The sequence below is a fragment of the Methylobacterium sp. NFXW15 genome (assembly GCF_049887755.1).
GTDB lineage: Bacteria > Pseudomonadota > Alphaproteobacteria > Rhizobiales > Beijerinckiaceae > Methylobacterium.
Genome location: NZ_JAGEKG010000002.1, coordinates 603,210 through 629,837, shown reverse-complemented (window position 1 = coordinate 629,837; position 26,628 = coordinate 603,210). Strand labels below are relative to the sequence as shown.

Sequence of the window (26,628 nt, the reverse complement as noted above, 5' to 3'; positions counted from 1 at the left end):
GCTGAGCGCACGGTCGAAGGGCTGTGGACGGCCATCGGCCGGCTCATCGACACCATCACGCCAGACGAATGCGCCAACTTCTTCGCCGCCGCGGGATATGAGCCAGATTAAACCGAAAACGCTCTAGCGCAGCAACCGTGGCGACGGCCAAAAACTTCGATCTAGCGAAACGGCTGATTGCGTTTCTACAGTCCGACAAGGCCGAAGCTGCAATGAGCCTTTCCGGCTCCCCATGGCAGCGGCCATGCAGTAGCCTCCCAATTGGCCCGGTCTAAAAGACCGGTCAGGTCAAAGGCTTTCAGCTGAGGTGCCAACCCTGTTGGATCTGAGCCAAGTGCAGGTTCTGAGACTCGGCCGACTGCGACAGGGACACCGCGAGGTCTGCCCGCGACACACCATGGTCGAGTTGATCGGTCCAAAAGCTCAGGCCATTGGTTTCAGCGTGGCGACCTAGCGCGTTCACGTAAAGGGCGTCGACGTAGGCGCTGTTGGACAGCTTGCCGTAGGTAGCTTGGTTTTCAGGCGAATTCAGGAAGGACTGCGCGATGCCGGCCACCGTTCCGCCATGGTCAAGCTGGTCCGTGTAATACGTCAGACCACCTGCGTCCGGTGCCCGGCCAAGCATCGTGTAGTACATCCGTGCTACCTGAGACGCCTGCGCATCGGGCACGAATACACCGGCGTTGAGGGTCGGCTGCAAGTTGGCCAGATGCTCGGGCGAGAATACAAAGCTTTGCGCAATATCGACGCGGGCAACGCCGTGGGCGAGTTCGTCGAGGTAATACTGCAAACCGCTCGCATCGGCATCGCGGTGCAGACTATTATGGTAGAGTTGTTGAACGAAGCCCGTGTTATCGGCGGCATTAAAACGGGCTTGGCCCTCTGGAGAGGCAAAAAAGTTGGCTCCCAGAGACGCCGGGTTAGCTCCGTGCGCGATCTGATCGGCATAGTACTCAAGCCCGAGTGTGTCCGGTGCGCGGCCGAAGAGGCCATCGTACAGCGCGTAGACTTGTCCGCCAGGGCTGTGAGTATCAGTTGTCACTGTGCCGAACAGTGCTTTCGCGCTGGACCCTCCATCTGTGACGCCTACGACCGCTCCATTGCTTGCAGCAGGGCTTGGGACGGCGGCTTGAGCCACGGCAGTGGTCGCGCCGTAAAGGCCCGGATCCTGGCCATCAGGGGACGAGACCGTCTGCTGGACGACGGCGACCGCCCCTGGGGCGTTCGAATAGACGCGGATATAGTCGATCGAGGAGGAGATCGGCACGCCCGCCGCGTCGGCGTTGTTGGTGGTGTTGGCCGCCCCCTGGGTCGCAAGATTCGCGATCAGATACATCGGCCCATGCATATCCGAGGGTGTCGCCTGGGAGCCGACGAGCTTGCCATCAACGTAAAAGCTGATCCTGTCGCTCTGCCAGTTCATGCCGTAGGTGTGGTAGCCGGCCGGGTTCGGCAGCTCACTATAGACCTGACGGTTCTGCTGCCACGGCACGCCGTTCTGCGGATCGGTGGTGTGGATGGTGCTGTAGACGCCCCGATCCCACCCGCCGTAATGCTCGACCACATCGAGCTCCTGCCAATTGCCGGCCTTGATCGGGTCTGGGATCTTGGTGACCGGCATGAGCCAGAAGGCATCCCAAGCCCCCTTCTGCCCCGAGAAGTCGGCGCGGATCTCGTAGTAGCCATAGGTCTGCGCGAAGCTCGCCCCGGTGTGGATCAGCCCGGACTCCCAGCTGCCCGGATAGCCCGACGTCGTCCGGTCCGGTACCGCCGTGATCGTGAGAGCGCCGCCAGCGACTTGGAACGGATCATAGCCGGAACTTGGGTCGACAAAGGAGGAGTGGCCGAAACCGATGTCGGAGTTCTTATCGTAGCGCCATTCCGGGCGGATGTCGGCCCAGGTCGTGGTCGCCCCGGTCTGCGAGATGCTGCGGCTGTTGAATTCGTCGTCGAAGGTCAGGCGGTAGCCGGCAAGGTTGATCGCGGTCATCGCTTTGGCATCCCACGGCCAAACAAAGTACTATTCTAAGTCAATCAAAGGTAAATATTTTGTTATGAAGCGCCCTCCAATCGGAATAGTCTCAAAGGTTGCGCTTGGCTTGCAAGAAAATATATGTCGAAAAATGGTAAACCCATCCCAAAACGTCGCTTAACGACGCAGTGAAATGCCCGTCAGCCCTGTAGGCTTTCGGCGAAATCGTCGGGGATCTCGCCCCATTGACCGAGGATCGTCACACTCTCGAGTTCGCCGGTTTCGTCGTCCGCTACGATTTTGAGGGCGGCGGAGCCGGGCATGCGTTTGGCAAGGTTTTCCGCCTTCTTGATCGCGCCGCTCTCCGTCTGCGCCGGCTCTTGGCGTGCGGGGCGCAAGCGCTTCCGGTGCAGCTCGAAAGGCTGCACCACGTAACTCGTCTTCATCGCCATCGGTGTTCGTCCCGTCTGTCAGTCAAGCCGCTCGATGGCCGCGACGTAGAAACCGTCCGTCCCCGTGCGCAGGGGCGTCATCTGGATGCCGTGAACCGTTTGTCGCACGGCCTCGCTGAACGAGGGTGGAGCCACGCTCAGGAGCTCCTTGGCGGGCACCGGGGCAAATCGGCGCCCGTGGCGCTCCAGAAGCGCGGAGACCGCTGAGTCGTTCTCTGAGGGGAAAAGCGAGCAGGTGATGTAGACGACCCGTCCGCCGGAACGCACGAGCGACGCTGCCCGGTCCAGCACGGTAGCCTGCTCAGCATGGCGTGTGCCGAGGCTCCCAGGGCGCAGGCGCCATTTGGCGTCAGGATTGCGCCGCCATGTGCCAGAACCGGTACAGGGCGCGTCGACCACGACGCGATCGACCATACCGTCGAGATCGGCGAGCACATCCGCCCGCTGCTTGCCGCCGCGGGGCGTGCGCACCTCGGCCTGTGCGCCGGAACGGCGCAGTCGCTCATGGATCGGTGCGAGGCGGCGGGGATCGCCATCCGTGGCGATCAGCCGACCGGCATTGCCGGTGGCTGCGGCCAGAGCGAGGGTCTTTCCGCCCCCGCCTGCGCAGAGATCGACGATCGTTTCGCCAGGCTTGGCGCCCGCCAGCAGGGCGGCAAGCTGTGAGCCCTCGTCTTGGATCTCGTACCAGCCTTCGAGGAATTCGGCTTCCACGTGCAGAGCCGGGCCGCGGCCGTCGGCGCCGACCGGCACGCGCAGGCCATGCGGTGCGTGCGGCGTCGGGGCGGCGCCATAGCCTTCGAGGGCTGCCTGGATGGTCTCACGGGGACCACGCAGGGTGTTTACCCGCAGATCGAGGGGCGCGCGCCGGGCAAGCGCCCGCAGCTCGGGGATCAGGTCATCGCCGAGGGCAGCTTCGAGTTCCGGTAGGACGAAGACGGGCGCATCGCCCGCGATCTCCGGGGGGGCACTATCGAGCGATCCTGTCTCGATCCGGCTACGCTCGTCTGCATCCAGGGCAGTGGGCGCATAGCCTTCGCCTGAGAACAGCGCCGCGATGGAGGGCGCAGCGAGCCCCTGTTGCAGCCGTAGGGACCCGATCACGATGGCGCGCGGGGTCTCTGCACCCATGATCCAGGCGGCCGAAGCGCGGCGGCGCAAAGCGTCGTAAACGAGGCTCGCGATGCCTGCACGATCGCCGGATCCGGCGAAGCGGTGGGCGAGGCCCCAATCCTTGAGGGCATCGGCAGCCGGGCGGCGGCGCTCGATGATGTCGGCCAGCACCTCAATGGCGGCAGCGCAGCGGGCGGCGGGGGTCAGGGGATCGCTCCTGTCGAGAGGGTCGGATCAGGGCGATAGCTCCGAAGTCGCCCCGGCGGAAGGGATTTCGCGCCTGCCACGATACGGCCAAGCTTTGGCGGGAGGCTCGGTGGTCATGCTTGGCGGCTCGGTCCGAACCGCAGGCCATGGCTGGAGTCGCTTAGTTCATGTCGTCTCACTCTCGCATTCTGAAGCGGATGGCCCTGCTGGGCCTCGCGTCCTCGATGCTGGCCGCCTGTGCCTCGGCTCCTCCCCCGCCGGACCTGACGCCGCCGCCGCGCCGCCCCTACGATGCCAAGACGCAGCTCGAATACGGCAACCCGCCTCCGCCGCCGCCTGCGCGCTACTGATGCGAGAGGGACGGCGCTTCGGTGCCGTCCCTTCGTGGTCAGCCTTCCCGCGCCCGCCGGGCTTCGTAGGCCTTGAGTCCGGTATAGGCGAGGTCGAGCATCGGCGTCGCCACGCCGTGGGCGCCGCCCCGCGCGATGAGGTCGCCGATCACATGGTCGGCTTCGATCCGGCCCTTGCCCTCGATGTCGCGGAGCATGGAGGCGGTGAAGGCCGATCCTTCGGCCGTCAGTTGCGAGAGCGCTCCTGCTGCCACCTTTTCACGCGGTGCGAAGCCCGATGCCGTGGCGATGGAAGTGCACTCGGCATGAAGGGCACCCATCAGATCGGCGCCGCCGGGCGCAGCTACGATATCGCCGATGGCGGCTCGCATCAGGGTGGTACCGCTCGCGAGAGTGGCGAGGAAAACCCACTTCTCCCACATCTCCAAAATGATCTTGTCCGATAGCCGCGGCTGAAATTTCGGCGCACCCTCGCGCATCACTGCATCGAGTGCCGTGATCCGTGATGAGGCGCTGCCGTCACGCTCACCGTAGGTGATGCTGCACAACTCGCTCATGTGCCGGATCGCGCCATCCGGCGTCAGCGTCGCGCCGATGGCGCAGCACCCGCCGAGCACTTTATTCGCACCGAAGCGGGCATCGAGCGCATCGAGATGCGCCATCCCGTTCAGCACCGGCAGAATCGCCGTGCCCTCGCCCACGGCCGGAGCGACATCCTCCATGGCCGAGTCGAGATCGTAGGCCTTGCAGGAGAGAAACACGAGGTCGAACGAGCCCGCCGCCGCGAGGCTCGCGGTCGTCACCGTATTCGGCTGAGCGAGGTGGAGGTCTCCCAGGGGGCTCACGACCTTCAGGCCATGCGCCGCAAGACGTTCCGCGCGGGCCGGGCGGACGAGGAAGGTTACATCGGCGCCAGCTTCAGCGAGCCGCGCGCCGTAGTAACCGCCTGTCGCTCCCGCTCCGACCACCAGAATGCGCATCGTGCGGTGCTCCGTCCGTCAGGTCCGCGAGGGGTAGTTCGGGCTCTCGCGGGTGATGGTCACGTCGTGGACGTGGCTTTCCCGCAGACCGGCATTGGTGATGCGGATGAACTGTGCCCGCTCCTGGAACTCGGGCACCGTGGCGGCGCCGACATAACCCATCGCGGCACGCAGGCCACCCGAAAGCTGATGCAGCACAGCGGCCACCGGCCCCTTGTACGGCACCTGACCCTCGATACCCTCCGGCACGAGCTTATGCGTATCGCTGACCTCGGCCTGGAAGTAGCGATCCGCCGAGCCACGGGCCATGGCGCCCACCGAGCCCATGCCGCGATACGACTTGTAGGAGCGGCCTTGGTGCAGGAACACCTCGCCCGGCGCCTCATCGGTGCCCGCGAGCAGCGAGCCGAGCATCGCCACCGAAGCACCCGCCGCGATGGCCTTGGCGAGATCGCCCGAGTACTTGATGCCACCATCGGCGATGACAGGCACATCGGCCTCCGACGCGGCCTCGACGGCTTCCATCAGCGCGGTCAGCTGCGGGACGCCGACACCGGCAACGATGCGCGTGGTGCAGATGGAGCCCGGGCCGATGCCGACCTTGATGGCGTCCGCGCCGGCGTCGATCAGCGCCTGGGCGCCTTCGCGGGTGGCGACGTTGCCCGCCACCACCTGCACGGCGTTGGACAGCTGCTTCACGCGGCGCACGCTATCGAGCACCTTGATCGAGTGACCGTGGGCGGTGTCGACCACGATCACGTCGCAACCGGCGTCGATCAGGCGCTCGGCCCGCTCGAAGCCGCCATCGCCGGTGGTCGTCGCGGCGGCGACGCGCAGTCGGCCCTGCTCGTCCTTCACGGCGTTCGGGTAGGCGACGCGCTTCTCGATGTCCTTGACGGTGATCAGGCCGATGCAGCGGTAATGGTCATCGACCACCAGCAGCTTCTCGATGCGGAATTGATGCAGCAGGCGCTTGGCCTCGTCCTGCGTCGTGCCCTCGCGGACGGTGATGAGCCGGTCGCGGGTCATCAGCTCGGACACCGGCTGGCTCGCCTCGTTGGCGAAGCGCACATCGCGGTTGGTCAGGATGCCGACGAGCTTGCCGCGGTTGCCGTTCGGTCCGCGCTCGACCACCGGGATGCCGGAGATGCGGTTGACCCGCATTATCTCTAGGGCGTCCGACAGGGTCTCGTCGGGGTGAATGGTGATGGGGTTCATCACCATGCCGGACTCGTACTTCTTCACGAGGCGGACCTGCTCGGCCTGCTCCGGCGGCTCGAGGTTGCGGTGGATCACGCCGAGCCCACCCATGGCGGCCATGGCGATGGCCATCGGGGCCTCGGTCACGGTGTCCATCGCCGAGGACATGATCGGCATATTCAGGGCGATGTTACGGGTGAGGCGAGAGGCGATGTTCACCTCGGTCGGCATCACCGACGAGGCGGCGGGCCTCAACAGCACGTCGTCGAAGGTCAGACCCTCGATGATCGACGCGGAACTGAGTCGGGCCATGTGCCAACGGTCCTTGGAGCGAGCGGCGCGTGTCGCGCGGCGGGGAGCGGGTTGGCAAGTGCCCCTATCACGCTCCCTGCCGCCACGCCAATGCGGGGACGCCGCGGCGCAGCACGCGTATGTGCATGGCTCGCGCTTTTTTGGGGAGTATGGCGATCAGCGGACCGGGACGGCCGGACCCTTGTCGCTGAATTCCGGCGGCAGGCCGATATAGTCGGTCAGGATCCCATCGACTCCGGGAGCGCGGCCGAAGGCTTCGCAATCGGGATCGAGCGGCGCCTCGCCGAGGATGGTCACGCGGATGCGATCCCACGTCGGCAGGGTGTTGGCAGCCGTGAACGGATCCTCGCCCCGCGCGAGCAGGTAGCCGAAATCCTGGCCGAAATCGCCCGCGAGGTCGTAGGGGTCGCTCGAGGCGGCGAAACGCGGTTGGCTGGTGAAGGAATTCGCTGCGCCGCCCCAGATCATCGCGGCGCGCTGCTGGTGGTGCCGGTCAAGCGCTTCCGCCTCGACGGTGAGACTCCCGAGGCCGATCGGCACGCGCGGGATCGGGATGCGGCCGATGCCTTCCGCGAAGCCGACGCCAACCTGCGACGCGATGGTGACGGCCGCCGAGCCTGCAATGGTGGTGCCCGCGCCGATCAGGTTCGTCGGCTCGACGCGCGTGACCTGCGCGCGAACGGTGAGGTCGGCATCGCGGCTCGTCACCACGTCGTACTTGAGCGAGAGATCGTAGCAGAGCGCCCGGTCGGCGTTGTTGGCGATGAGGCGACGGTCGGCGGCCGTGAGCGGCGCCGAGCCTTCGACATTGGCCGGGAAGGCGGTCGGGATGATGCGCACGGTACGCGCACGCTCCACGGCGGGCCGATCGATGAACAGCCGGGCCTCGGTGGCGGTGGAGGTGGAGCGCTGGAGGCGGTCGTAGCGAGTCAGCGAACCGGTGCTGTTGAGCACGACGGTCCCGCAGGCCGCCACCCCGCTCAGCAGGGCCGCTGCAGCCAACAGGCGAGACAGGGCGCGACGGTCGGGCCGGCTAAACAGCATCCGCTCTCTCAAAGGTATCGCTCGCGATGGAGCGCCCGTCACGCGGGCCGGACCGGATACATTCCAGTCGTTCGGCGAAGCTTAGCCCTCACAGCCTTGTGAGGATAGCGGCCAAGCTCCGGCCGCCCTCTCGCCGGGCGGTGTCTGTGGCTTCGCGGATACAATCGTGAAACGCCGCAGTGAGAAAGGCCGCAACCCCCGTTGGATTTGCGCGTCTCCCGTCCGATGCCTGCCTCCTCCAAACTCTCCACCCGGATCGTCCCGCTCACCGTGGCGACCGCCTTGTTCATGGAGAACACCGATTCCACGGTGATCGCGACCGCCTTGCCGAGCATCGCGGCAAGCCTCCACGAGGATCCGATCGCCCTGAAATTGGCCCTGACCTCCTATCTGGTCAGCCTCGCGATCTTCATTCCGGTGAGTGGCTGGGCGGCCGACCGGTTCGGAGCCCGCACCGTGTTCCGGGCCGCGCTCTGCGTTTTCCTGGCCGGGTCGCTCGCCTGCGCGGCGGCGAACGGGCTCGGCTCCTTCGTGGCGGCGCGCTTCCTGCAGGGCATGGGCGGGGCGATGATGGTGCCGGTCGGGCGTCTCGTCGTCCTGCGCTCCGCGCCCAAGGCGCAACTCGTCACCGCCCTCTCCTACCTCACCCTTCCGGCGATGGTCGGCCCAGTGATCGGTCCGCCGCTCGGCGGCTTCATCACCACTTGGCTCGATTGGCGGTGGATCTTCTTCATTAACGTGCCCATCGGCATCGTCGGATTCGTGCTGGCGACGCTCTACTTCGAGGATCTGCGCGAGGAGGAGCGGCCTCCCCTCGATGTGCTGGGTTTCGTCCTGTTGGGCGCGGGGCTGGCGTCGCTGATGCTCGGGCTTGCGTCGCTCGGGCGGCATCTGCTGCCGGCCTCCGTCACTTGGGGATGCTTCATCGCGGCCCTGATCCTGCTGCCCTCCTACTTCCGGCATTCGCGCCGGGTGGATCACCCGGTCGTGCGGTTGGATCTGTTGCGCTACCCCACCTTTCGGGCTGCGGTGACCGGCGGCAGCCTGTTCCGCATCGGCACCGGAGCGATCCCGTTCCTGCTTCCGCTGATGTTGCAGATCGGCTTCGGGCTCGATCCCCTGCGCTCGGGCCTCATCACCTTCGCCGCGGCGGCCGGTGCGATGTTCGTGAAGACCATGGCGCCCGCCATCCTGCGCCGCTTCGGCTTCCGCCGCGTCATGGTGATCAACGCGCTGCTGGCGTCAGGCTTCTTGGCCGTGAACGGGCTTTTCACGGAGCACACGCCGCATCTCATCATGCTGGCGGTTCTGTTCGTGGGCGGATGCTGCCGCTCGGTCCAATTCACCTGCGTGAACGCCATTGCCTATGCCGATCTCGACAAGCGCCAGATGAGCGCCGCGACGAGCTTCGCCAGCGTGGCGCAGCAACTCTCACTGAGCCTCGGCGTCACCTTCGGCGCATTGGCCCTTGAGGGGGCCGCAGCCGCGCACGGGCGCACAGCGATCGAGGCGGGCGATTTCGGACCCGCCTTTCTGATCGTGGCGGCGATCTCCGCCCTATCGGTCTTTCCATTCCGCGCCCTTTCACCCGAGGCGGGCGCCGAAGTATCGGGAAGCCGGATCGCGGCGAGCCCGTCGAATGCCTCGCCGGGCCGGAGTTGAGCGTCAGGCTGCGCGGGCCTGCGGAGCCCGGCGTCCGCCACCGGATTTGGTGCTGCCCTTCGTGGCGGGCTTCGCGCGCGGTGCGGTGCCTCCGAGGCGCCAGCCCTGCCAGCTCCAGCCGCCTGGCCCCGTGACGGCATAGAGCAGGTAACCGCCCGCGAGGCCGAGATCGGCCAGCATGAGGGTCCGCTCGGCCTCCATGGCCGGGCCGCTCAATTGCCAGAAGGAATGAAGCACGCAGGCTGTCGCGGCAGCGAACAGGCCGAGCGCAACGCCCGTGATGCGCGGCAGCACGCCCAGGATCATCGCTAGAGGCCCGAACACTTGCACCACGACAGCCGTGGTCGCCACCGCGTTCGGGAAGGGCACGCCTTCGCTCGCCAGCGTCAGGGCAAAGCCCGATACATTGAGGGCGCGGGCGATGCCGGTCGGTAGTAGGGCCGCCGCCAGAAACAGGCGCGCGGCGAGCAAGGTGGCGTCGTGGGCGCGGGCGATCATGGCGTGGGTCCGAGGCGGGCGGCGATCCCGTCAGACTCGCGGCTTCGTTTGAACGGCCCGTTAAGCGCAACCGTAAATCACGTGAATGATCAGAGCCCGAACATCCGGCCACGCTCCGTCCAGACCACGACCAGAAGCGTCAACCCGCCGAGGACGGCATAGCCGATGCCGATGGGCAGGACGGTTCCGTCGAAGGCGTGGCCGATCAGGAAGCCGCAACCTGCGCCGAGGATCGTCGTATAGCAGCCCAGGAACGACGAGGCGGTGCCCGCAACCGACCCCAACGGTTCGAGGGCGAGCGCGTTGAAATTCGGCATGGCGAAGCTGATCAGGAACTGGTTCATCGCCAGCACGCCCAGAAACAGCGCCAGAGGCGGATGCCCGCCGAAGGCCAGACCGATCACCACCTGCAACACCCCGACCAGGGTGAAGGCCAACGTTCCCGCTTGCGACAGGCGGCGCATACCGAAGCGGCGAACCGCGCGGGAGTTGATGAGCGTCGCCGCGCCCATCGCCCCAGCCACAACCCCGAAGGCCAAGGGAAAGAGCGGCCCCAGCCGGTATAAGCCGGTATCGAACACCTGCTGCGCCGAGCCGACATAGCCCATGATGCAGCCGGTCAGCAGGCCGAGCGCCGTCGCATAGCCCACGGCGACGCGGGTCGAGAGGGTGAGCCGAACGGCCGAAGCCGTCGCCTTCAGGGACAGCGGGCGCCGGTATTCCGGATGTAGCGTCTCCGGCATCCGCCAGCTGAACCACACCGTCAGGATGAAGGCGAGGATCAGCATCGAGACGAAGACGTAGACCCACGAGCCAAAGGCCAGCATCGCCCCGCCGATGGCCGGGGCGACCATGGGAATGATGAGAAAGACCATCATGATGAGCGACATGACGCTCGCCATCTCGCGCCCGGCGAAACGGTCTCTCACGATGGCGGTCGAGAGCACGCGCCCGCCCGCGGCGCCCATTCCCTGGATCACCCGTGCCGCAAGCAGCCAGCCAAAGCTCGGCGCCAGCATCGCCAGGACACAGCCCGCCACGTAGACGCCGAGGCTCGCGAGCAGCACCGGCCGCCGCCCCAGCGCATCCGAGAGCGGTCCATACACGATCTGCGCCGGACCGAAGCCGAGCATGTAGACATAGACGAGGAGCTGCAGCCGGTTCGGATCGGCCACGGCGAACCGCGTTTCGATGGCCGGAAAGGCCGGAAGCAGGTTGTCGATGGAGATTGCCGTCACCGCCATCATCAACGCGACGATGGCGACGAATTCGGTGAAGCCGGGCCCGTGCCAGGCGCGGCTCGTATCGGCGGCCTTCACGGTCGGAAGGGCATCGGGCAAGACAATACTCGCGGAGCGTGGGGGCCGAGGGCGAACCGAGACGGCCGCCGACCTTGTAACCCCCAACTGCTCCGCGTGAGCCGCAGTTCAGGCTGGCAGCGGACGCATTGCGGCATCGGCCTCCGGGCGCTTTCCAACGAACATCGCCATCATCGCCGCCACGAGGCAGAGGATGCCCGCCGCCACGAAGGCTTCGTAGTAGGTGCCGCTGCCGGTGCGAGCGACGCCTGCGAGCCACGCCGCGGAGGCCGCGCCGATCTGATGCATGGCGGCGATCCAGCCGAACATCAGTGCCGCGTTCTCTTCACCGAATGCCTTGCCTGCAAGGTTCACCGTGGGCGGCACGGTCGCGATCCAGTCGAGCCCGTAGAAAACGGCGAACAGCGACAGGCCGTAGAAGCTCAGATCGAAGGAGTAGGGCAGGAAGATCAGCGAGAGTCCCCGCAGCGAGTAGTACCACGCCAAGAGCTTGCGTGAGTCGAACCGGTCCGTGAGCCAGCCGGAGGCCGTTGTGCCGATGAGATCGCACACACCCATCAGCGCCAGCAGACCGGCGGCAGTGACCTCCGGGATGCCGTGGTCGAAGCAGGCGGGGATCAGGTGAGTGCCGACCAGACCATTGGTCGAAGCGCCACAGATGAAGAACGTACCTCCCAGCAGCCAGAAATCCTTCGAGCGCAGGCCCATGCCCAGGCCGCGCAGGGCGCGCTTGGCCGGGTTCTCGGTCAGAACGGGCTTCGGCTGAATCTGCGTCTCGCCATAACGCGGCAGGCCGAGATCGGATGGGCGGTCCCGTAGGAGAAGGAAGACCAGAGGCAAGAGAACGAGTGTTGCCCCGGCCACCGTGAAGGACACCGTCCGCCAGCCGTAATCGGTCGAGAGTCGCGCGAGGAGCGGCAGAAACACGAGTTGGCCCGTCGCGCTGCTCGCCGTCAGCAAACCGATGACGAGGCCCCGGCGCTCGCCGAACCAGCGCCCGGCCACCGTCGCCCCGAGAACGTTGGCCACCATGCCGGACCCCGACCCGACCACGATCCCCCAGAGCAGCATCATCTGCCACGGCGTCTGCATCATGCTGGTGGCGCTGGTGCCGATGGCGAGGACGATGAGCGCCCCGCAGACAGAGGCGCGCAGGCCGAAGCGCTCGATGATCGCCACCGCGAAGGGGCCGATCATCCCGTAGAGGAAGATGTTGATGGCGATGGCGATGCCGATCGTCGCCGCGCTCCACCCGAACTCCTTCTCCCACGGCACGATCAGCACGCCCGGCGTCGCGCGCACGCCGGCTCCGACCAGCAGGACCACGAAGGTCACCGCTGCGATGACCCAGGCATAATGAAAACGCGGGGCGGGCCGCGTCTGAGCGGAAAGGGGCATCGCTTCGGGTCTCCAGAAACTCTGCGGTTACTCGGCGCTTAAGGCGCTGGCCAGCGCTCGCACCGAGTCGGGATCGACGCGCCGCGCAATCCTGTCTTGCGCGCTCCGCCAATGGGGGATGGCTTCGAGCAGAACCTCGCGCCCGGCATCGGTCAACTCGACCAGGCGGCTCCGCGCGTCCGCCTCGCCCGCGCCGACACGCACGAGGCCGCGCCGCTCCAGGGGATCGAGATTGCGCGCCATGGTGGTGCGCTCCAGCGAGGCCTCTGCGGCGAGGCGCGTCACGGGCAGCGCCCCGCACCGATCGAGAATCTTGAGAATGGCGAATTGCGTCACCCTCAGCCCCGTGGGCTTGAGAGCCTGATCGTACAGCGAGGTGATCGTGCGGGCCGCCCGCCGCAAGGCACCGCACGTGCAGACCTCTCGCTCACTGGCAAACGCTTCGCTCATGAATGCGTGTATATGCACCTATTTACGAACGGACAAGTGGGTGACGGATGCGTGCGTTCGACTCCCCGTCGTCCGGCCACCGTCATCGACTCACGCAAGGGCTCTGCTAACGCTTCGCGGCCAGCCACCCGGTACGGGAGATGCGCATGACCCTCGAGACCGCGACCGCCCTCTCCTCGCGCGAGGAGCGCAGCGCCCGCAGCGGGTTGATCGATGCGGCGGCGAACCTTGTGATGGGCCAGGGCGGTCCCGGCGGTTTCGTACGCGACCTATTCGGCCGTGTCCCGCCGGAGGATTTGACACCCTACTCGCCTGAGGCCTTGGCGGAGATCGCCGGCCGCGCACGAGACTTCCTCGCGACGCCCCGCAGTCCCGGAGATGCAGCGCGGCTGCGAATGTCCGACCTGTCGCTGAAGCGCGAGGGCCGGATGCGCGACCTGACGGTCATCGACATCGTCAACGACAACCGTCCCTTCCTGCTCGATTCGACCCTCGCGGCTCTGACCGCCCAAGGGCTGACCCCGTACCTCGTTGCCCATCCGATCCTCGGCGTCGAGCGCGATGGCGGCGGCGCACTGGTGCGCGTCGTCGGAGAGACCACCGCCGACGCACAGGGCGCACTGGCCCGCGAAAGCCTGTTGCACATTCATCTCGATCGGCTGGAAGGCGAGGCGCGCAAGTTCTTGGAAGCGAACCTCGTCGAGGTTCACCGCGACGTCGCCTATGCCGCCGCCGACCACGACGCGATGCGCGCCCGGCTCGCCGCCCTGGCCGAAAGCGTCGGACGCACGCCCTCCCCGCTCCCTGAGGCCGAGACAGCCGAAGCCCGCGCCTTCCTGAATTGGCTGGGCGACGGTCATTTCACTCTGCTCGGCATGCAGGAGCACGGCATCAAGGGTGAGCAGCACCCACTCGTACCCGGCTCCAGCCTCGGCGTATTGCGAGATCCCGGAACGGCGGTGCTTCGCCGGGGCGGCAGCCTCGTGGATTATACGCCGGAGATCCTGGCGTTCCTCGAAGAGCCGCAGGCGCTCATCATCACCAAGGCCAGCGCCCGGTCCCGCGTCCGCCGCTCGGACCATCTGGATTATGTCGGGGTGAAGCTGTTTTCGCCGGAGGGCCGCCTCTCCGGCGAAATCCGCATCGTCGGCCTGTTCACCGCCGCCGCTTATGCGAGCCCCGCCCGCGAGGTGCCGGTGATCCGCCGCAAGGTGGAAGCGGTCGTGGCCCGTGCGGGGCTCGACCCGACGAGCCATGCCGGCCGCTCCCTTCTCGCCGTTCTGGAGACCTACCCCCGAGACGACCTGTTCCAGATCGACATCGACCGGCTGACCCGCTTCGCGCTGGGCATCGTCGATCTTGCGGATAGGCCGCGCATCCGGGTGCTGTCACGGCCGGATCGGTTCGGGCGCTTCGTCTCGCTGCTCGTCTACGTGCCGAAGGACCGCTACGATTCTCGCATCCGGGCGCGGATCGGCGCCTATCTCGCTGACAGCTATGGCGGGCGGCTCTCCGTCGCGCAGCCGGATTTCCCGGAAGGGCCGCTCGCCCGCACCCACTACATCATCGGCCTGTCCGACGAGGCGTTGCAGGAACGAGACCCGGCGGTGCTCGAAGCCGGGATTGCGGGGATCGTCCGCACCTGGGCAGACGGACTTCGCGCGGCGCTGTCCGACGGCGTATCCGGAGCCCGGGCGCGCAACTTGGCCGCTCGCTACGCCGAAGCATTTTCGGCCGCCTACCGCGAGAACTTCCTACCGGAGACGGCGGTCGCCGATATCGCGATCCTCGAAGCCCTCGGAGAGGACAATCCCCGCGCCGTCTCAATCGGACGACGCGACACCGATCCGCCGGCGCAGATCCGCCTGAAGGTCTTCTCTCGCGGCACGGCCATCGCCCTGTCGGACCGGGTGCCGGGCCTGGAAAACCTCGGCTTCCGGGTGATCAATGAACGGACCTACCGCGTCCAGGTGCCGGGCACGGGTGAGACCGAGCGGGTCTGGCTCCACGACATGCTGATCGAGCGCGCCACGGGGGCTGCGATCGACGTCGCGGCGCTGGAAGTACCGCTGGAGGCGGCGATGCTCGCCATCGCCGACGACCGGGCGGAATCGGACGGCTACAACCGTCTTATCGTCGAGGCCGGTTTGCCCTGGCGAGAGGCGGCACTTCTCAGGGCGCTCGGCCGCTACCTTCGCCAACTGCGCATCCGTTACGGCCAGGATTACATCGCCAGCACCCTGGCCCGGCATGGCGGAATCGCCCGCGAACTGGTGGCCCTGTTCAAGGCCCGGTTCGACCCTGCCGTGACGGAGGATCGCGACGAGGCACAGGCCGAGGGCCGCGCCAGGATCGAGGCGGCTCTGGCCGAGGTCACGAGCCTCGATGACGACCGCATCCTGCGCCGCTTCGTGAACCTGATTGAGGCCGCGATTCGCACCAACTTCTTCCAGCAGGACGAGGCGGGCGCTCCGCGCGGCACGATCAGCTTCAAATTCGCCTGCGCCAAGGTGTCGGGCATGCCCCTGCCCCGGCCTCTTTTCGAGATCTTCGTCTATTCGCCCCGCGTGGAGGGCGTGCATCTGCGCTTCGGCTACGTGGCGCGCGGTGGCCTGCGCTGGTCGGACAGGCCGGAGGATTTTCGCACCGAGATCCTGGGTCTCGTGAAGGCGCAGCAGGTGAAGAACGCCGTCATCGTGCCCGTCGGCGCCAAGGGCGGCTTCTTCCCGAAGCGTCTGCCGCCGGCCTCCGACCGAGCGGCTTGGATGGCCGAGGGCACCGAGAGCTACCGCATCTTCATCCGCACGCTGCTCGAACTCACCGACAACATCGTCGATGGCGAGATCGTGCCGCCGCCCAACACCGTCCGGCAGGATCCCGACGACGCTTATCTCGTCGTCGCGGCCGACAAGGGCACAGCCACCTTCTCCGACATCGCCAACGCCATCTCCATCGAGAAGGGCCATTGGCTCGGCGATGCCTTCGCCTCCGGCGGAAGCCAGGGCTATGATCACAAGGGCATGGGCATCACCGCTCGCGGCGCCTGGGAGGCGGTGAAGCGCCACTTCCGCGAGATGGACATCGACACCCAGTCTGATCCCTTCACCGTCGTCGGTGTAGGCGACATGTCGGGCGACGTGTTCGGCAACGGCATGCTGCTCTCGCGCAGCATCCGCCTCGTCGCGGCCTTCGACCATCGCGACATCTTCCTCGATCCGAACCCGGATGCCGCCCGGAGCTTCCTAGAGAGGGAGCGCCTCTTCTCCCTCGGCCGCTCGTCCTGGGCCGATTACGATCGCTCGCTCATCTCGACCGGCGGCGGGGTGTTCTCGCGCAGCCTGAAGACCATCACGCTCTCGCCTGAGGCCCGTGCCGCCCTCGGCTTCGATCAGGCAGAGGCGACGCCCGCCGAGGTGATGCAGGCGATCCTGAAGGCGCCCGCAGACCTGCTGTGGTTCGGCGGCATCGGCACGTATGTCCGCGCCACCACCGAGACCGATGACGACGCTGGCGACCGGGCCAACGATGCCGTCCGCATCACCGGTTCGGACCTCCGCGCGAAGGTGATCGGCGAGGGCGCGAATCTCGGCCTCACGCAACGAGGGCGCATCGAGGCGGCTCGGGCGGGCGTACGGTTAAACACCGACGCCATCGACAATTCGGCGGGCGTGAACACCTCTGACGTGGAGGTGAACATCAAGATCGCGCTGATGGGCCCGGAACGCGACGGGCGCCTCGCCTACGACGCGCGCAACTCACTTCTCGCCGCCATGACGGAGGAGGTCGGGCATCTCGTTCTGCGCAATAACGAATTGCAGACACTGAGCCTATCGCTGGCCCAAAGGGGCGGGATCGGGGAAACCGGCTTTGCCATGCGGACCATGCAGGCTTTGGAAGCCGAGGGGCGCCTCGACCGTGCGGTCGAATACCTGCCCGACGACGCGACGCTGTCCGAGCGGATGCGACGCGGCGAGGGACTGACTCGCCCGGAATACGCGGTGCTCCTCGCCTACGCGAAGCTGTCGCTCCACGACGCGATCCTCTCGAGCGCCGTGCCGAACGATCCGTATTTCGATCGCGAATTGCAGCGGTACTTCCCGAAGGAACTGCGCGAGCGCTTCCCCGATTCGATCAAGGGCCATCGCCTGCGCCGCGAGATCATCGCGACGGCACTCGCCAACATCATCGTCAACCGCGGCGGCCCCTCGCTGGTGACGCGCCTCGTGGACGGGACCGGTGCCGATGCCGCGACCATCGCCAAGGCCTATGCGGCCACCCGCGATGCCTTTGGTCTGATGGAACTGAACCTCGCCATCGACGGGCTGAGCGGCCGGATCGGCGGGCAGGCTCAACTCGATCTCTATGCCGAAGTTCAGGAGCTTCTGGCTAACCGCATCGTGTGGTTCATCCGCAATGTCGATCTGTCCGGAAGTCTTGCGCCGATCGTCGCCCGCTACCGCGACGGCGTCGCGGCGGTCGAAGCAGCCCTGAAGCAAGTGCTGAGCGAGACGGCTCGGGCCGAGGTGGAGGCACGGGAGACCGAACTGACCGGTCGCGGCATGGCCCCGGCCCGTGCCCGGCGTCTCGCCAGCCTCTCGGCCCTGGTCTCTGCGCCCGATATCGTGCGCGTCGCGGAGGGGAGCGGGCGTCCGGTGGAAGACATCGCCGCCACGCATTTCGTGCTTGAGCGGGAATTCGGGCTGGACGCTCTCGCCAACGCGGCGCGGACGGCGCCGGTCTCCGACACGTTCGACCGCATCGCCCTGGAGCGCGCCGTCGCGGCCATCGCCTCCGCCCATCGTAAGCTCACCGCCGAGGTGGTCGCCGATATCGGCGCGGGGCCGGAGGCTGTCGCGGCCTGGGTGAAGGCGCGTGGGGCACCCTTGGCCCGGATCCGTGACGCAGTGGAGGGAATCGCTTCCTCGGACCTCACAGTTTCGAAGGCGACGGTTGCCGCCAGCCTGCTTGGCGATCTCGTCCGGGTGGAATGACGATGACGGCGCGTGACTGAAAAAGCGTCCCGCAAGCATCGCACGCGCCTCTGCCCGCTGAACTTTTCGTCTAGACCTGGTCTATCGGCGTCCAAGCCGTTGACCAGCCATTAACCGTAACCTGCTACCCCCAATTAACCTTGATGAAAGGCAGCTTTCAACGCTGCAGGCTTGTCCTACTGCCTATCTCAAGTTGCGTAATGCGGAACGGGGGCGGCAAGTGCGGGGCAAGGCGACCGACGACGATGCCGGAACCATGCGCGCCGTTTGCGGACAGGCTGCCGGTGCCGCCATCGTTCTTGTTCTTGCCGGACTCCCTCAGGTCGCACAGGCGCAGACCCCCCGCTTCGACGCGATCAGCCCTGTCACGGGCGCACCCGACAATCCGGGCTCCGGGCTTGAAGCAGGCCCCAACGGCCTGCCCCAATTGCGCAAGCGTCTCTCCGACGATCCCGCCAGCGACCAGCGTCCCGGCGCCGCACGAGGACTTGGCGGCGAGGCCGGTGGCGGAACGCGCTCGCCCAGCAACGCGAGCCAGACCAGCCTCGTGACCGGCCTTCCGCGCCTCGACGACCGCCTGACCATCTCAGGTCAGCGCACCAGCGGAACCTCGACGGCCGTATTCAACCGCGGGCTCTCGCCGACCCTTCGGTTCCGCGCCGCACCCGCGCGCCGCAACGGCTCGTCCGTGAAGCGGACCACGCAGGAGAGTGTGCAAGCCACCACGCAATCCCCCCAGCTGACGCCCGTGGTACAGGAAGCCGTCGTCGGCGTGCCTCTTCCCTACACGGCGAGCGGATCGCGCCTGCCGCTGCTGGCGACCAACCCTGCCCTCGGCCTGTTGACGCCCGGTTTCATCCTCGGCACCGACCTGTCCCGCCCGATCCCGACCGATCCCGCCTACGCGCCCCTCGGCATCAAGGTCGGCACGTTCACGGTGCTGCCGACCTTCGCGCAGACCATCGGCTACGACTCGAACCCGGATCAGACCACCAAGCAGCTCGCCAAGGGCTCCGTGGCGCTTCGCACCGAGGCGACGGTGGATTTCCGCAGCGATTGGTCGTCCAGTTCGCTCGACGGCTCTCTGCGTGGCGCCTATTTCGAGACACCGCAGAACGAGATGGCGAGCCGCCCGGCGGCGGACGGTGTGGTGAACCTCCGCATCGATGCCAACCGCGACCTGCAAATCAACGCGCAGGGCCGGTTCCTCGTGGACACTCAGCGGACCACGACGCCGAACCTGCAAGCGGCGTCCGCCGTGAGCCGTCCGCTCGTCGCCCTCTACGGCGCAACGCTCGGCGCGACGCAGAATTTCAACCGCCTGTCCGTGACCCTGAGTGGCCTCGTGGACCGCTCGGAGTTCGAGGACGTGCGCCTCACCAATGGCGGCACGATCCGTCAGAGCGATCGCAACCTGAATCAATACACCCTGCGCCTGCGGACGGCCTACGAGATCTCCCCCGATCTCAAGCCTTTCGTGGACGTGATCGGCGACACCCGCGTCTACGATCAGCGTTTCGATTCGTCCGGCGTCCAGCGCGATTCCACCGGTGTCGGCGTGCTGGTGGGGGCTCAGCTAGGGCTCGCCCGACGCGTGACGGGAGAGCTCTCGGCCGGTGTCCAGCATCGCAGCTACATGGATGCGACGCTGCGCGACATCGATGCGCCGCTCGTCAACGCCACCCTGGTGTGGGCAGCCTCGCCCCTCACCACCGTCCGTTTCAACGCCGCCACCGGCGTCACCGAAACGACGATCCCTGGTTCGAGCGGTGTGCTCACCGAAGTGGCGACACTTGAGGTCCAGCACGATCTGCTGCGCAACCTCTCGTTCGTGCTGGGCGGTTCGATCCTGCACAACGAGTACCGCAACAGCCCGATCCGCGATAACGGCTTCTCTCTGACGGCGCGCATGGATTACCGCCTGAACCGGTGGCTCACCCTGCGCGGAACCTACATCTACCAGCAGGTGGACAGCACTTCGTCCTTCGCGAGCTTCCGGGACAACACATTCCTTCTCGGAATGCGCGTGAACCCGTAGGCGTCCGCCGCTCACTCTCGCCGCGCCGCGAAGAAGTCCCGCAACAGATCCGCCGCCTCGGCTTCGCGGAAGCCGCCATAGACATCCGGCGCATGGTGGCAGGTCGGCTGGTTGAACACCCTCGGCCCCTGCTCGACCCCGCCCCCCTTCGGATCGCGTGCGCCGTAATAGACCCGGCGGATGCGGGCGAAGGAGATCGCCCCCGCGCACATCGGGCAGGGTTCCAGCGTCACGTAGAGATCACAGCCCGTCAGCCGCTCGTCATCCAGGGCCTGACACGCCGCGCGGATCGCCAGGATCTCGGCATGGGCTGTCGGATCACGCAGTGTCCGTGGGCGATTGTGCGCGACCGCTACGACGCGGCCCTCCTTCACGATGACGGCACCGACCGGCACCTCACCCTCCTGGGCCGCCCGGCGAGCAGCCTCGAAAGCGAGGTCGAAGGGCGTGGGATCCTCAGCCATCGGCGCGATACTTCACGCAAAAGTCGATCATAGGAGATGTTAACAACCGGAACATTCCTCGATCTTTGCCCGTTGCTAGCTCGACGCGGCTTTGCCGTAACAAGACAGATTGGAGTGACGCCATGAGCAGCACCACCGACAAGATCAAGGGCGCGGCGAACGAGCTGGTCGGCAAGGCCAAGCAGGGTATCGGCGACGCCACGAACAACGACAAGATGAAGGCTGATGGTGCCGCTCAGGAGCTCAAGGGCAAGACCCAGAGCACCGTCGGCGACGCCAAGGACACCGTGAAGTCGGCCACCGACAAGCTTTGATCGATCACCGTCCGAGGTGGCTGGTGTTCCGCTGGAAACGCCAGTCATCCGGGCGGGTTGTCTCAAGTGAAAGCGGCGCCGCTCCGGTGCCGCTTCGCCCCACGGCGTAGGAGTTTCCCATGATCGGTTGGGCCATCACCTTTCTCGTCGTCGCTCTCGTGGCGGCGCTACTGGGCTTCGGCGGAATCGCAGGCACGGCGGTCGAGGCGGCCAAGCTCGTGTTCTTCGTCGCCATTGCCTTGTTCCTGATCTCGGCCGTGTTCGGCGTGATGCGGGGCCGCTCGCCCCGTTTGTAGCCCCTGTTAGGCACTGATCCGGTTGGGCGAATGCGTATCCTCGCCCACCGGATGCCCCGGGCGGTCTCGCCTGAGATCATCGGCTCTGGTATGGGCGGCCGATGACCGACATTCCAAACGACGATAAGCCCGGTGCGGACCGGGACGGTGTGCCCTCGAAAGGGCACGAGCTGACTTGGCAGCCTGCCACCGATGCGGGCAGCGCGAAGGATCTGGCCGAACCCACGCCTGCCAAGGCCAGCCGTTCCAAGAGCCGTCCCGCCTCCTCTGGCGATGCCCCCATGAAGCGCCGTCCAGAGGCACCCGAGCCGAGCACGGTGCCCGAGCCTATTGAAGGCGAGGCTGAGGCTGAAGCAGAACCCGTTTACGCGGGCGAGCGGATCGCCAAAGCGATGGCGCGGGCCGGCGTCTCCTCGCGGCGCGACGCGGAAGCCATGATCCTCGCGGGTCGCGTGAGTGTGAACGGCGAGGTGATCGATTCGCCTGCGCTGAATGTCACCGACGACGACCAGATCCTCATTGATGGCGAGCCGCTTCCGGCCCGTGAGCGCACCCGGCTGTGGATCTTCCACAAGCCGCGCGGCCTCGTCACCACGGCTCGCGATCCGGAAGGTCGCCAGACCGTGTTCGAGGTGTTGCCCGAAGACATGCCCCGCGTGGTCGCCGTCGGCCGCCTCGACATCAACACTGAGGGTTTGCTTCTCCTCACCAACGATGGTGGCCTCGCGAAGGTCATCGCCCACCCCGACACGGGCTGGCTGCGCCGCTACCGCGTGCGCGCTCACGGCGACACCGATCAGGCGCAGCTCGACCGCCTGAAGAAGGGCGTGACCATCGACGGGATGGAATACGGCCCCGTGGAAGCGACCCTCGACCGAGTTCAGGGCGACAACCTCTGGCTGACGCTGGGTCTCCGCGAGGGCAAGAATCGCGAGGTCAAGCGGATCCTCGAGCATCTCGGACTTCAGGTGAACCGCCTGATCCGCATGTCCTTCGGACCGTTCCAGCTCGGCGAGCTTGAAGTCGGGCTCGTGGAAGAAGTGCGGACCCGCGTCCTCAAGGATCAGCTTGGCAAGACGCTGTCCGAGCAGGCCGGTGTCGATTTCGAGAGCCCGGTCCGCGAGCCGATCTCACCGTTCGGCGGTCCGGCTAAACCGGCCCGAACCGACTCCGATCAGGGCAAGCGGCAGGACAGGCGCGCCCCCGCCCGGCCCGCCCCGCAACGCGTGTCGACCGGTGGTACAGGGTCGAACCTCCGCCGCTCGGTGTGGCGTGAAGAGAGCCAGGAGCCTGCCCCTTACAAGCCCGGCCGTCCGCCCCGTCGCGGCGCCGATCCGCGGATCGATCAGGAGCGGGCCGCCGCCGAGCGTGGCCGCGAGCGCGTCGGCGCGATCAAGACCGGCGAACGACGTGTGTTGGTCGAACGCCTCAAGCCCACGGCGGCTGCGCCTCAGCCGGTGGCCGAGGAGCAGCCTCGCCGCCGCTATTCGAAGGCTCCGACGTCGAACGCCGAGGGCCGCCAGGAGGATCGTGGCTTGCAGCGGATGGAGCGCCCCGCCGCGCGTTCGCGCAACCGCGACGATGGCGAGGCCACGAGCTTCCGGGGTAACGGTCCGCGCCGCGAGGGCGGTGCCCCGCCGCGTGGGCGCTCGAACGAGCGCGGTGATTTCGGTGGGCATCGCGGGGGCGAGGGTCGCGGCCAGCGCCAGGAGGGCGGCTTTGGCGGAGGCCAGCGCGGACGCTCCGAGGGTGAAGGCTCGCGCGGTCGCTCGAGCGGTGCGCCGAACAAGTCCTTCGGCGAACGCAAGTTCTCCGGGGAGCGCAAGCCGTTCGGCGAGCAGAAGTCCTTCGGTGACCGGAAGCCGTCTGGTGATCGAAAGCCTTTTGGCGATCGGAAACCCGCCGGTGAGCGGCCCGCCGGCAAGTTCGGCGGCGGTGGCCGTCCCGCCGGGGGCAAGCCGGGCGCCCCGGCTGGTCGCGGCGGCAAGCCCAGCGGCGGTTTCAAGTCGGGCGGTTTCAAGCCAGGTGGTTCGCGCCCGGGGGGCGGTAAGCCCGGCGGGCCGAAGGGCGGCGGGAGCCGTCCGCCGCGCGGCAATCGCTGAGGGCGGCCCGTGCGTATTGTCGGCGGTGAGTGGCGTGGGCGGCGCTTGGCGACGCCCCGAACGGATGCGATCCGTCCGACTTCCGACCGGCTGCGGGAATCCCTCTTCAACGTCCTGACCCACGGCTACGACGATGCCGTGGACGGGGCACGGGTGCTCGATCTCTTCAGCGGCACGGGAGCACTCGGCTTCGAAGCCCTTTCGCGCGGCGCCTCCTATGCGCTCTTGGTCGATGAGGGGGCGGAGGCGCGGAGCGTCATTCGCGCCAACATCGAGGCCTTGGGTGCCGAGGGTATCACGAGGCTGTTCCGCCGCGATGCCACCAAGCTCGGTGAGGCCGGGGCGGCTGGCCGCTTCTCACTGCTGTTTTGTGATCCACCCTACGGACGAGACCTCGCTCCGCTGGCACTCGCGAGCGCGGCGGCGGGCGGCTGGCTGACCGAGGGGGCCCTGGCCGTGGTCGAGGAAGTCGCTTCTGCCGAGATGTCCCTGCCCCCGGGATTTTCCGAGCAGGAAAGGCGGATTTACGGGGAGACCGCCATCGTCATCGCCCGCTATGGGGCATGAAATTCCGGTCAGTGTCCGGGCGCGTTGTCGGTGTCCGGGCCTGGTTCTTCGCCGCTCGTTGCCTTCGAGACGCGGACCATCGCCTTCACCATGGTGAGAATGCTCTTTCGCACCTCTTCATCGGTGATCGACACGTAGGCTCTTAGCACATCGAGCGCACCGTCGCTCTGGAGGAGCATCTCCACCGCATCGTCGTGCGTGGGCTGGGGCGTTTCTTCGAAGAATGTCGAGACAGGCACGTTGAGGCGATCCGCGATGGCCTGAAGACGGCCCGCGCCGATGCGGTTCTTACCCGCCTCGTACTTTTGAACCTGCTGGAAGCTGATCCCAAGAGCTTCGGCCAGTTGCGACTGGCTCAAACCGTTGGCTGTTCGAAGGAGGGCGATACGGCTTCCGATTCCTTGGTCGACCTGTGTTGACTGCTTGGGCTTCGTTTTTCGCATTGATACCGCTCCGCCAGGGATCCGGAGTGCTCAACCCCTGGTCGAGATGCGATTTAAACCGAGACCGCTGGATAAGCTATGCCGCCGCGCCGGAAATGATGCCTGCGATAGTCAAAATTTTGCTCGAACAGGCTACAATGAATGCTGTGCAGGTATTTTTTCTGCATCTTCAGTGTTCGTCAGCGAAAACCCTCTATCAAAAATGCGTGGCAAGCTCTGGGTAGTGTGGGCAGTCGGACGAACATGCTCGAAAACCGAGCAAGTTCGCCCACCGATACGATCCGCCGATCAGTACTGAGTACCGGTAAACCGGCAGATCGTCTTGCAGCGTGGGCCGCCATTACCCTGGTACGATTTCATATGCCCAATCGAGCCCGTCATATCCTGCGTTGGATTTCCGCCGGGCCTCTTCACAACGATATTACATGGATCGCGCGGTGTCTGCTGGTAGCGCGGACATGCTGGGGTATCGCGGCCGGCTAGCAAATCCATCAATGTATCGGATCGCGCATCGGCTCGGGGCGGCATGGTCACGATCAGCGACGCTATTCCGGCAACAATCAGAGCGATCTTGAACATGGATGGTCTCCATCTGTGCAAAACTTGCTTCGTTTGCCGGCAGAATCATCCTTAGCAGCATAGTATTTGAGCAAATGTGCCCATTCGCACATCTTTATGAAATCATTTTAATCCCTGAAATATTAGTTTTTATATTGGGATTATTCCTGAACGCCGCGCGTATCTCTTCAGTATCTAAGCAGCGACACGAAAAAGGCCCTCCCCTTGCGGGGAGGGCCATGCGCTGACGACGAGGTCGAAAGAGGCGGGTATCGGGCGTCTAGTCGATCCCAAGCTTGCTTTTGAGCAGAGCGTTGACGGCGGCGGGGTTCGCCTTGCCGCCGGTCGCCTTCATGGTCTGGCCGACGAACCAGCCGAGCAGCGTCGGCTTTTCCTTGGCCTGCGCGACCTTGTCGGGGTTCTTGGCGATGATCTCGTCCACGGCGGCCTCAATGGCGCCCGTATCCGTGACCTGCTTCATGCCTCGGGCGTCCACAATGGCGCGCGGATCGCCACCCTCGGTCCACACGATCTCGAACAGGTCCTTCGCGATTTTGCCGGAGATGACGCCCTCTCCGATCAGGTCCACGATGACGCCGAGTTGGGCGGCCGAGACCGGAGTCTGTTCGATGCCAAGCCCCTCCTTGTTGAGGCGGCCGAACAGCTCGTTGATCACCCAGTTCGCGGCGGCCTTGCCGTCCCGGCCCTTGGCGACCGCCTCGTAGTAGTCGGCCGAGGCGCGCTCGGCCACCAACACGCCGGCATCGTAGGCCGAGAGCCCGAATTCCTTGACGAAGCGAGCCTTCTTGGCATCCGGCAGTTCCGGCAGGCCCTCTGCCAGGCGGTCCACGAAGGTTTGGTCGAATTCCAGCGGCAGCAGATCCGGGTCCGGGAAGTAGCGGTAATCGTGCGCCTCTTCCTTCGAACGCATCGAGCGCGTCTCGCCCTTGCCGGGATCGAACAGGCGCGTCTCTTGGTCGATCTTACCGCCATCCTCGAGGATCGCGATCTGACGGCGCGCTTCGGTCTCGACCGCCTGCCCGATGAAACGGATCGAGTTGACGTTCTTGATCTCGCAACGCGTGCCGAGCGGATCACCGGGGCGGCGCACCGACACGTTCACGTCGGCGCGGAGGTTGCCCTTGTCCATGTCGCCGTCGCAGGTCCCAAGGTAGCGCAGGATGGTCCGCAGCTTGGTGACGTAAGCCTTGGCTTCGTCGGCCGAACGCAGATCCGGCCTGGACACGATCTCCATCAGAGCCACGCCGGAGCGGTTCAGATCCACGAAGCTGCGTGTCGGGTCCTGATCGTGTAGCGACTTCCCCGCATCCTGTTCCAGATGCAGCCGCTCGATGCCGACGGTGAAGGACGTACCGTCGGGCATGTCCACCAACACCTCGCCCTCACCGACGATGGGGTCCTTGTACTGCGAGATCTGATAGCCCTGCGGCAAATCCGGGTAGAAATAGTTCTTCCGATCGAACACCGAACGCAGGTTGATCTTGGCCTTGAGGCCCAGGCCGGTGCGCACCGCCTGCGCAACACATTCCTGATTGATCACCGGCAGCATGCCCGGCATCGCCGCATCGACCAGCGAGACGTGATCGTTCGGCTCGCCGCCGAAGGCGGTCGAGGCGCCGGAGAACAGTTTCGCTTTACTGGTCACCTGGGCATGGATCTCCATGCCGATCACAACTTCCCAGTCGTGCAGGCCGCCCTTGATCAGCTTCTTGGGGTCAACGGGTGCGTTCATGGTCGGTCCGAATGTGGCTTGCGTTCAAACCCGCACCGTCATCGCGAGCGGAGCGAAGCGATCCAGGGCAGCAGGACCTCTTCGAACGGTGCGTATCCCTGGATTGCGTCGCTCCGCTCGCAAGGACGGCGGTGCGTGAGAGTCC

General features: G+C 66.2%; 22 protein-coding genes and 1 pseudogene. 9 read left to right on the top strand and 14 right to left on the bottom strand.

Annotated elements, in window-relative coordinates; all coding sequences use genetic code 11:
• Positions 1–111, top strand: a pseudogene (locus J4O73_RS07320) (IS630 family transposase); the annotation flags it as partial.
• Positions 112–298: 187 nt separating this feature from the next.
• On the opposite strand, the gene J4O73_RS07315 reads toward J4O73_RS07320, so the two are convergent.
• From J4O73_RS07315 to J4O73_RS07305, 3 genes are all read right to left on the bottom strand, one after another.
• Positions 299–1,990, bottom strand: coding sequence for a DUF4214 domain-containing protein (locus J4O73_RS07315; protein WP_426215964.1), 1,692 nt, complete (start codon positions 1,988–1,990; stop codon positions 299–301).
• Positions 1,991–2,172: 182 nt separating this feature from the next.
• Positions 2,173–2,424 (bottom strand): hypothetical protein, encoded by a 252-nt coding sequence (locus J4O73_RS07310; protein WP_426215963.1) that lies wholly within the window; start codon positions 2,422–2,424, stop codon positions 2,173–2,175.
• 18 nt (positions 2,425–2,442) lie between these two features.
• The gene (locus tag J4O73_RS07305) at positions 2,443–3,744 is read right to left on the bottom strand and encodes an RsmB/NOP family class I SAM-dependent RNA methyltransferase (protein ID WP_426216012.1); all 1,302 of its coding nucleotides are present in this window, start codon (positions 3,742–3,744) and stop codon (positions 2,443–2,445) included.
• 167 nt (positions 3,745–3,911) lie between these two features.
• On the opposite strand from J4O73_RS07305, the gene J4O73_RS07300 reads away from it, so the two are divergent.
• Entirely contained in the window at positions 3,912–4,094 is a 183-nt protein-coding gene (locus tag J4O73_RS07300) for a hypothetical protein (RefSeq protein ID WP_378975058.1), read from the top strand.
• Positions 4,095–4,132: 38 nt separating this feature from the next.
• Here the strand turns inward: J4O73_RS07300 and panE are convergent, their stop codons facing one another.
• The 3 genes from panE to J4O73_RS07285 form a co-directional block, all read right to left on the bottom strand.
• Positions 4,133–5,074 carry a 2-dehydropantoate 2-reductase gene (gene panE / locus J4O73_RS07295; protein ID WP_426215961.1) on the bottom strand — a complete coding sequence of 314 codons (942 nt, stop codon included), beginning with the start codon at positions 5,072–5,074 and terminating at the stop codon, positions 4,133–4,135.
• A gap of 18 nt (positions 5,075–5,092) precedes the next feature.
• Positions 5,093–6,586 (bottom strand): IMP dehydrogenase, encoded by a 1,494-nt coding sequence (guaB, locus tag J4O73_RS07290; RefSeq protein WP_426215959.1) that lies wholly within the window; start codon positions 6,584–6,586, stop codon positions 5,093–5,095.
• Between the two features lie 156 nt (positions 6,587–6,742).
• Positions 6,743–7,630 (bottom strand): DUF3313 domain-containing protein, encoded by an 888-nt coding sequence (locus J4O73_RS07285; RefSeq protein WP_426215958.1) that lies wholly within the window; start codon positions 7,628–7,630, stop codon positions 6,743–6,745.
• Positions 7,631–7,855: 225 nt separating this feature from the next.
• On the opposite strand from J4O73_RS07285, the gene J4O73_RS07280 reads away from it, so the two are divergent.
• Positions 7,856–9,292 carry a DHA2 family efflux MFS transporter permease subunit gene (locus J4O73_RS07280; RefSeq protein ID WP_426215956.1) on the top strand — a complete coding sequence of 479 codons (1,437 nt, stop codon included), beginning with the start codon at positions 7,856–7,858 and terminating at the stop codon, positions 9,290–9,292.
• 3 nt (positions 9,293–9,295) lie between these two features.
• On the opposite strand, the gene J4O73_RS07275 is transcribed toward J4O73_RS07280, so the two are convergent.
• The 4 genes from J4O73_RS07275 to J4O73_RS07260 form a co-directional block, all read right to left on the bottom strand.
• A complete protein-coding gene (locus J4O73_RS07275) occupies positions 9,296–9,790 on the bottom strand; it encodes a DoxX family protein (RefSeq protein WP_426215954.1) in 495 nt (164 codons plus the stop codon).
• Between the two features lie 89 nt (positions 9,791–9,879).
• On the bottom strand, positions 9,880–11,034 hold the full coding sequence (locus J4O73_RS07270) for a multidrug effflux MFS transporter (protein WP_426216011.1): 1,155 nt from the start codon (positions 11,032–11,034) through the stop codon (positions 9,880–9,882).
• A 183-nt stretch (positions 11,035–11,217) separates the two neighbouring features.
• Positions 11,218–12,507 (bottom strand): MFS transporter, encoded by a 1,290-nt coding sequence (locus J4O73_RS07265; protein WP_426215952.1) that lies wholly within the window; start codon positions 12,505–12,507, stop codon positions 11,218–11,220.
• Between the two features lie 27 nt (positions 12,508–12,534).
• Positions 12,535–12,957, bottom strand: coding sequence for a MarR family winged helix-turn-helix transcriptional regulator (locus J4O73_RS07260; RefSeq protein WP_426215950.1), 423 nt, complete (start codon positions 12,955–12,957; stop codon positions 12,535–12,537).
• A 146-nt stretch (positions 12,958–13,103) separates the two neighbouring features.
• Here J4O73_RS07260 and J4O73_RS07255 point away from each other — a divergent pair, with 146 nt between their 5' ends.
• Together J4O73_RS07255 and J4O73_RS07250 are read left to right on the top strand one after the other, a co-directional pair.
• Positions 13,104–17,948 carry an NAD-glutamate dehydrogenase gene (locus J4O73_RS07255; RefSeq protein WP_426215949.1) on the top strand — a complete coding sequence of 1,615 codons (4,845 nt, stop codon included), beginning with the start codon at positions 13,104–13,106 and terminating at the stop codon, positions 17,946–17,948.
• A gap of 256 nt (positions 17,949–18,204) precedes the next feature.
• Positions 18,205–19,986 (top strand): outer membrane beta-barrel protein, encoded by a 1,782-nt coding sequence (locus J4O73_RS07250; RefSeq protein ID WP_426215947.1) that lies wholly within the window; start codon positions 18,205–18,207, stop codon positions 19,984–19,986.
• An 11-nt stretch (positions 19,987–19,997) separates the two neighbouring features.
• Here J4O73_RS07250 and J4O73_RS07245 read toward each other — a convergent pair whose 3' ends face one another.
• A complete protein-coding gene (locus J4O73_RS07245; protein WP_426215945.1) occupies positions 19,998–20,450 on the bottom strand; it encodes a nucleoside deaminase in 453 nt (150 codons plus the stop codon).
• A 122-nt stretch (positions 20,451–20,572) separates the two neighbouring features.
• Here J4O73_RS07245 and J4O73_RS07240 point away from each other — a divergent pair, with 122 nt between their 5' ends.
• The 4 genes from J4O73_RS07240 to rsmD all read left to right on the top strand — a co-directional run bounded on the left by J4O73_RS07240 (position 20,573) and on the right by rsmD (position 23,729).
• A complete protein-coding gene (locus tag J4O73_RS07240) occupies positions 20,573–20,764 on the top strand; it encodes a CsbD family protein (protein WP_426215944.1) in 192 nt (63 codons plus the stop codon).
• Between the two features lie 119 nt (positions 20,765–20,883).
• Positions 20,884–21,060, top strand: a complete 177-nt coding sequence (locus J4O73_RS07235) for a DUF1328 domain-containing protein (protein WP_238249729.1) — start codon at positions 20,884–20,886, stop codon at positions 21,058–21,060.
• Between the two features lie 101 nt (positions 21,061–21,161).
• The gene (locus J4O73_RS07230; RefSeq protein ID WP_426215941.1) at positions 21,162–23,162 is read left to right on the top strand and encodes a pseudouridine synthase; all 2,001 of its coding nucleotides are present in this window, start codon (positions 21,162–21,164) and stop codon (positions 23,160–23,162) included.
• Between the two features lie 9 nt (positions 23,163–23,171).
• Positions 23,172–23,729 carry a 16S rRNA (guanine(966)-N(2))-methyltransferase RsmD gene (gene rsmD / locus J4O73_RS07225; RefSeq protein ID WP_426215940.1) on the top strand — a complete coding sequence of 186 codons (558 nt, stop codon included), beginning with the start codon at positions 23,172–23,174 and terminating at the stop codon, positions 23,727–23,729.
• Positions 23,730–23,737: 8 nt separating this feature from the next.
• Here the strand turns inward: rsmD and J4O73_RS07220 are convergent, their stop codons facing one another.
• The 3 genes from J4O73_RS07220 to gatB form a co-directional block, all read right to left on the bottom strand.
• Complete coding sequence (locus J4O73_RS07220; protein ID WP_426215939.1) at positions 23,738–24,172, bottom strand: helix-turn-helix domain-containing protein; 435 nt, start codon at positions 24,170–24,172, stop codon at positions 23,738–23,740.
• Positions 24,173–24,460: 288 nt separating this feature from the next.
• On the bottom strand, positions 24,461–24,751 hold the full coding sequence (locus J4O73_RS07215) for a hypothetical protein (RefSeq protein ID WP_426215937.1): 291 nt from the start codon (positions 24,749–24,751) through the stop codon (positions 24,461–24,463).
• Between the two features lie 259 nt (positions 24,752–25,010).
• On the bottom strand, positions 25,011–26,483 hold the full coding sequence (gene gatB, locus J4O73_RS07210; protein ID WP_426215935.1) for an Asp-tRNA(Asn)/Glu-tRNA(Gln) amidotransferase subunit GatB: 1,473 nt from the start codon (positions 26,481–26,483) through the stop codon (positions 25,011–25,013).
• Positions 26,484–26,628 lie beyond the last annotated feature (145 nt).

Excerpts from the sequence above, each read along its gene's own strand:
- J4O73_RS07315 (WP_426215964.1), bottom strand. The coding sequence starts at position 1,990 with ATGACCGCGATCAACCTTGCCGGCTACCGCCTGACCTTCGACGACGAA.
- J4O73_RS07310 (WP_426215963.1), bottom strand. The coding sequence starts at position 2,424 with ATGGCGATGAAGACGAGTTACGTGGTGCAGCCTTTCGAGCTGCACCGG.
- J4O73_RS07300 (WP_378975058.1), top strand. The coding sequence starts at position 3,912 with ATGTCGTCTCACTCTCGCATTCTGAAGCGGATGGCCCTGCTGGGCCTC.
- panE (WP_426215961.1), bottom strand. The coding sequence starts at position 5,074 with ATGCGCATTCTGGTGGTCGGAGCGGGAGCGACAGGCGGTTACTACGGC.
- guaB (WP_426215959.1), bottom strand. The coding sequence starts at position 6,586 with ATGGCCCGACTCAGTTCCGCGTCGATCATCGAGGGTCTGACCTTCGAC.
- J4O73_RS07285 (WP_426215958.1), bottom strand. The coding sequence starts at position 7,630 with ATGCTGTTTAGCCGGCCCGACCGTCGCGCCCTGTCTCGCCTGTTGGCT.
- J4O73_RS07280 (WP_426215956.1), top strand. The coding sequence starts at position 7,856 with ATGCCTGCCTCCTCCAAACTCTCCACCCGGATCGTCCCGCTCACCGTG.
- J4O73_RS07275 (WP_426215954.1), bottom strand. The coding sequence starts at position 9,790 with ATGATCGCCCGCGCCCACGACGCCACCTTGCTCGCCGCGCGCCTGTTT.
- J4O73_RS07270 (WP_426216011.1), bottom strand. The coding sequence starts at position 11,034 with ATGGCGGTGACGGCAATCTCCATCGACAACCTGCTTCCGGCCTTTCCG.
- J4O73_RS07265 (WP_426215952.1), bottom strand. The coding sequence starts at position 12,507 with ATGCCCCTTTCCGCTCAGACGCGGCCCGCCCCGCGTTTTCATTATGCC.
- J4O73_RS07260 (WP_426215950.1), bottom strand. The coding sequence starts at position 12,957 with ATGAGCGAAGCGTTTGCCAGTGAGCGAGAGGTCTGCACGTGCGGTGCC.
- J4O73_RS07255 (WP_426215949.1), top strand. The coding sequence starts at position 13,104 with ATGACCCTCGAGACCGCGACCGCCCTCTCCTCGCGCGAGGAGCGCAGC.
- J4O73_RS07250 (WP_426215947.1), top strand. The coding sequence starts at position 18,205 with ATGCGCGCCGTTTGCGGACAGGCTGCCGGTGCCGCCATCGTTCTTGTT.
- J4O73_RS07245 (WP_426215945.1), bottom strand. The coding sequence starts at position 20,450 with ATGGCTGAGGATCCCACGCCCTTCGACCTCGCTTTCGAGGCTGCTCGC.
- J4O73_RS07240 (WP_426215944.1), top strand. The coding sequence starts at position 20,573 with ATGAGCAGCACCACCGACAAGATCAAGGGCGCGGCGAACGAGCTGGTC.
- J4O73_RS07235 (WP_238249729.1), top strand. The coding sequence starts at position 20,884 with ATGATCGGTTGGGCCATCACCTTTCTCGTCGTCGCTCTCGTGGCGGCG.
- J4O73_RS07230 (WP_426215941.1), top strand. The coding sequence starts at position 21,162 with ATGACCGACATTCCAAACGACGATAAGCCCGGTGCGGACCGGGACGGT.
- J4O73_RS07220 (WP_426215939.1), bottom strand. The coding sequence starts at position 24,172 with ATGCGAAAAACGAAGCCCAAGCAGTCAACACAGGTCGACCAAGGAATC.
- J4O73_RS07215 (WP_426215937.1), bottom strand. The coding sequence starts at position 24,751 with ATGTTCAAGATCGCTCTGATTGTTGCCGGAATAGCGTCGCTGATCGTG.
- gatB (WP_426215935.1), bottom strand. The coding sequence starts at position 26,483 with ATGAACGCACCCGTTGACCCCAAGAAGCTGATCAAGGGCGGCCTGCAC.